This window comes from Hufsiella ginkgonis (genome assembly GCF_009834915.1).
Lineage (GTDB): Bacteria > Bacteroidota > Bacteroidia > Sphingobacteriales > Sphingobacteriaceae > Hufsiella > Hufsiella ginkgonis.
In genome coordinates this window covers 1-5396 of sequence record NZ_WVHS01000008.1, presented here as the reverse complement: position 1 = coordinate 5396, position 5396 = coordinate 1, and the positions used below count along the sequence as shown (strand labels likewise).

The 5396-nt window shown below is 49.9% G+C and carries 2 tRNA genes and 3 rRNA genes; all 5 read right to left on the bottom strand.

What is annotated here, in order from left to right:
• Nucleotides 1–109 (bottom strand): 5S ribosomal RNA (gene rrf / locus GS398_RS22060); the annotation flags it as partial.
• 136 nt (nucleotides 110–245) lie between these two features.
• Nucleotides 246–3118: ribosomal RNA gene (locus GS398_RS22055) — 23S ribosomal RNA — on the bottom strand.
• 221 nt (nucleotides 3119–3339) lie between these two features.
• Nucleotides 3340–3413 (bottom strand) — tRNA-Ala (locus GS398_RS22050).
• A 45-nt stretch (nucleotides 3414–3458) separates the two neighbouring features.
• Nucleotides 3459–3533: transfer RNA gene (locus GS398_RS22045), tRNA-Ile, on the bottom strand.
• 136 nt (nucleotides 3534–3669) lie between these two features.
• A 16S ribosomal RNA gene (locus tag GS398_RS22040) occupies nucleotides 3670–5191 on the bottom strand.
• Nucleotides 5192–5396: the final 205 nt, after the last annotated feature.

Sequence of the window (5396 nt, the reverse complement as noted above, 5' to 3'; positions counted from 1 at the left end):
TGGCACCGACCTACTCTCCCACCTTTTACGGCAGTACCATTGGCTCTGGCGGGCTTAACTTCTCTGTTCGGGATGGGAAGAGGTGGACACCGCCGATATAGGCACCTGAAGATCCTGGCCGCCTGCTGACGACCCAATATTTTAACATGATCGAAAGAAATAATTGTAGAAAAGACGACAATATGATTCGTTGCGGTTATACCCCTCACGTCAGACGCTCCGGGCATAACCTTATTAAACCTGCTGTGAGAAAGCTTCGGGCAATTAGTACTACTCAGCTTTGATGTTACCACCTTTATACTTATAGCCTATCAACCCGGTAGTCTACCGGGACCCTATATGGAAGTCTCATCTTGTGGCTAGTTTCGCACTTAGATGCTTTCAGCGCTTATCTATTCCCAACGTAGCTACTCTGCAATGCCACTGGCGTGACAACAGATTCACCAGAGGTTAGTCCAACCCGGTCCTCTCGTACTAAGGTCAGCCCCACTCAAACTTCCTGCGCCCACAACAGATAGGGACCGAACTGTCTCGCGACGTTCTGAACCCAGCTCGCGTGCCACTTTAATCGGCGAACAGCCGAACCCTTGGGACCTTCTCCAGCCCCAGGATGTGACGAGCCGACATCGAGGTGCCAAACCTCCCCGTCGATATGAGCTCTTGGGGGAGATCAGCCTGTTATCCCCAGCGTACCTTTTATCCTTTGAGCGATGGCCCTTCCATGCAGAACCACCGGATCACTATATCCGTCTTTCGACCCTGCTCGGCTTGTCTGCCTCACAGTCAAGCAAGCTTATGCTATTGCACTCCCCGTACGGTTACCAGGCGTACTGAGCTTACCTTTGAAAGCCTCCGTTACCTTTTTGGAGGCGACCACCCCAGTCAAACTACCCGCCAAACAATGTCTCCCGCTTTGCGGGATTAGACACCCAATACAGAAAGGGTGGTATTTCAACGTTGACTAACTGACTCCTAGCGAAGCCAGATCACAGTCTCCCACCTATCCTACACATCCTGTATCAGATATCAATGTTAAGCTGTAGTGAAGGTGCATGGGGTCTTTCCGTCCCGTTGCGGGTAACCGGCGTCTTCACCGATACCACAATTTCACCGAGCTCATGGCTGAGACAGCGCCCAGATCGTTACACCATTCGTGCAGGTCGGAACTTACCCGACAAGGAATTTCGCTACCTTAGGACCGTTATAGTTACGGCCGCCGTTTACTGGGGCTTCGATTCAATGCTTCTCTTGCGATGACATCCCCTCTTAACCTTCCAGCACCGGGCAGGTGTCAGGCCTTATACCTCATCTTTCGATTTTGCAAAGCCATGTGTTTTTGTTAAACAGTCGCCTGGGCCTTTTCACTGCGTCCACCATTACTGATGGAGCCCCTTCTCCCGAAGTTACAGGGCCATTTTGCCGAGTTCCTTAGCCATGATTCACTCGAGCACCTTAGGATTCTCTCCCCAACTACCTGTGTCGGTTTACGGTACGGGTTTTTATAACCTGAAGCTTAGCGGGTTTTCTTGGAAGTCTGATTACCTGCACTATCCCGTCCCCCGAAGGTTTCAGGTACTATCGGCTTTCAGCAAAACCCCCGGATTTGCCTGGGGGTAATATACCTACGGCCTTCAACGAACTATTCCGTCAGTTCGCGGCAGTGTCACTACTCCGTCACCACATCGCAGTTATAAAAAGTACGGGAATATTAACCCGTTGTCCATCGGAATCTCCACCCGGATTATCCTTAGGCCCCGACTAACCCTGATCCGATTAGCGTTGATCAGGAAACCTTAGTCTTTCGGTGTCCTGGTTTCCCACCAGGATTATCGTTACTTATGCCTACATTTGCTTTTCTAATCTCTCCACGGCCCATTACCAGGCCGCTTCACCGATATTAGAATGCTCCCCTACCACAGAATAAATTCTATCCATAGCTTCGGTATACCACTTGATGCCCGTTTATTATCCATGCCCGATCGCTCGACTAGTGAGCTGTTACGCACTCTTTAAATGAATGGCTGCTTCCAAGCCAACATCCTAGCTGTCTGTGCAATCGGACCTCGTTAGTTCAACTTAGCGGTAATTTAGGGACCTTAGCTGATGGTCTGGGTTCTTTCCCTCTCGGCGCGTGACCTTAGCACCCCGCGCCTCACTGCAGATCATATTTCATAGCATTCGGAGTTTATCTGGATTTGGTAGGATTTGACTCCCCCGCACCCAATTGGTAGCTCTACCTCTATGAAACTTAATATCCACGCTGTTCCTAAAAACATTTCGGGGAGTACGAGCTATTTCCCAGTTTGATTGGCCTTTCACCCCTACCCACAGATCATCCGGAAACTTTTCAACGTTTATCGGTTCGGTCCTCCAGTACCTGTTACGGCACCTTCAACCTGTCCATGGGTAGATCACAAGGTTTCGCGTCTACCTCCCCTGACTATGCGCCCTGTTCAGACTCGCTTTCGCTTCGGCTGCGTGGCTTAACCACTTAACCTTGCCAGGGAAGAGTAACTCGTAGGCTCATTATGCAAAAGGCACGCCGTCACACCACTTGGATGCTCCGACCGCTTGTAAGTGCACGGTTTCAGGTTCTATTTCACTCCCCTGTTCGGGGTTCTTTTCACCTTTCCCTCACGGTACTGGTTCACTATCGGTCTCTCAGGAGTATTTAGCCTTACCGGATGGTGCCGGCAGATTCCCACAAGGCGTCTCCGACCTCGCGGTACTCAGGATACCACTACTTTACTATCTCTTACCCGTACGCAGCTCTCATGCTCTATGGCCGGGTTTCCCACCCCGTTCCGGTTCAATTTAGTATCGATATCGTGGTCCTACAACCCCAATTATGCCGTAACATAACTGGTTTGGGCTCTTTCCCTTTCGCTCGCCACTACTCAGGAAATCATTATTATTTTCTCTTCCTATGCTTACTTAGATGTTTCAGTTCAGCACGTTCGCGTATTATACAATTAGTCTTCAACTAATTAGGTTTCCCCATTCAGAAATCCGCGGATCAATTCGTATTTGCCAATCCCCGCAGCTTATCGCAGCTTATCACGTCTTTCATCGCCTCTGAGAGCCAAGGCATCCCCCGTGCACCCTTTCTTACTTTCTTCTACCTGTAACGCTTTTGCTCGCTACGGTATGCGTTTGGTCAACTATCGTGTCCTTGTACGCTCAGGATCACTCCCTCCTTTACTCAGAGCCCCGACAGTATCCCTACTGTTGTCTTCTCTTTCAATTATTTCTTCCAATATGTCAAAGAACTTATCAACCCTAATAACCCTAGCGGTGTTCCGGTCTATGCTTAATCCCTCCTAAAAGGTTTCGGCGGTGTGGAGAATAACGGATTCGAACCGTTGACCCTCTGCGTGCAAGGCAGATGCTCTAGCCAGCTGAGCTAATTCCCCGTGTGAAGGCTGACAGCTATAGCCTCAGGCTGATAGCTTCCCCTGTAGTCTCGAGCAGATTTGAACTGCTGACCCCTACATTATCAGTGTAGTGCTCTAACCAAACTGAGCTACGAGACTGTTCATCACGCAACCCATCTTATTTGGTATTCACCTCTGAGGGCTCACCTTAACGGGTTTCCTTTTGTGTCTTTTGATTTCCTTTATTAAAGAATTTGGTAGTATAACGGGATTATCACTCAGGTCTCACCTCCAGAAAGGAGGTATTCCAGCCGCACCTTCCGGTACGGCTACCTTGTTACGACTTAGCCCCAGTTACCGGTTTTACCCTAGGACGCTCCTTGCGGTGACATACTTCAGGTACCCCCAGCTTCCATGGCTTGACGGGCGGTGTGTACAAGGCCCGGGAACGTATTCACCGCGTCATTGCTGATACGCGATTACTAGCGAATCCAACTTCATGAGGTCGAGTTGCAGACCTCAATCCGAACTGTGAACAGCTTTTTGAGATTGGCATCACCTTACAGTGTAGCTGCCCTCTGTACTGCCCATTGTAGCACGTGTGTAGCCCCGGACGTAAGGGCCATGATGACTTGACGTCGTCCCCTCCTTCCTCTCTGTTTGCACAGGCAGTCTGAATAGAGTCCCCACCTTTACATGCTGGCAACTATCCACAGGGGTTGCGCTCGTTGCGGGACTTAACCCAACACCTCACGGCACGAGCTGACGACAGCCATGCAGCACCTAGTTTCCTGTCCTTGCGGACCCTACCATCTCTGGTAAGTTCAGTAACTTTCAAGCCCGGGTAAGGTTCCTCGCGTATCATCGAATTAAACCACATGCTCCTCCGCTTGTGCGGGCCCCCGTCAATTCCTTTGAGTTTCACCCTTGCGGGCGTACTCCCCAGGTGGAACACTTAACGCTTTCGCTTTGACGCTAACTGTATATCGCTAACATCGAGTGTTCATCGTTTAGGGCGTGGACTACCAGGGTATCTAATCCTGTTTGATCCCCACGCTTTCGTGCCTCAGCGTCAATAATACCATAGTAAGCTGCCTTCGCAATTGGTGTTCTGTGACATATCTATGCATTTCACCGCTACTTGTCACATTCCGCCTACCTCTAGTACATTCAAGCCCATCAGTATCAAGGGCACTGCGATAGTTAAGCTACCGTCTTTCACCCCTGACTTAACAGGCCGCCTACGCACCCTTTAAACCCAATAAATCCGGATAACGCTTGGATCCTCCGTATTACCGCGGCTGCTGGCACGGAGTTAGCCGATCCTTATTCTCAGAGTACATTCAGCCCCGTATACATACGGGGGTTTATTCCCCTGCAAAAGCAGTTTACAACCCATAGGGCCGTCTTCCTGCACGCGGCATGGCTGGTTCAGGCTTGCGCCCATTGACCAATATTCCTTACTGCTGCCTCCCGTAGGAGTCTGGTCCGTGTCTCAGTACCAGTGTGGGGGGTCATCCTCTCAGATCCCCTAGTCATCGTCGCCTTGGTGAGCCGTTACCTCACCAACAAGCTAATGACACGCATGCCCATCTTTACCCTATAAATATTTGATCATCAAACGATGCCGTTCTATGATATTATGCGGTGTTAATCTCTCTTTCGAGAGGCTATCCCCCTGGTAAAGGCAGGTTGCATACGCGTTACGCACCCGTGCGCCACTTTCATGAAGAGCAAGCCCCTCAATCTCGTTCGACTTGCATGTATTAGGCCTGCCGCTAGCGTTCATCCTGAGCCAGGATCAAACTCTCCATTGTATGTTTAGTTCTCTCGCTGACCCTATTTTGTTTGTATCACAAAAAAGAATCAATCTTCAGGCCATTCTTAAATGGCCCGTCTTATATCTTTCCGTGAAACCTGGCTTTAATTTTTTAACAGGTAAGCACATGCTTTCGCTTACTCACCTACCCGTTATACTACCGAATCTTTAAAGAACTTTGCGCCGCACTTCGCAGGTTGGCT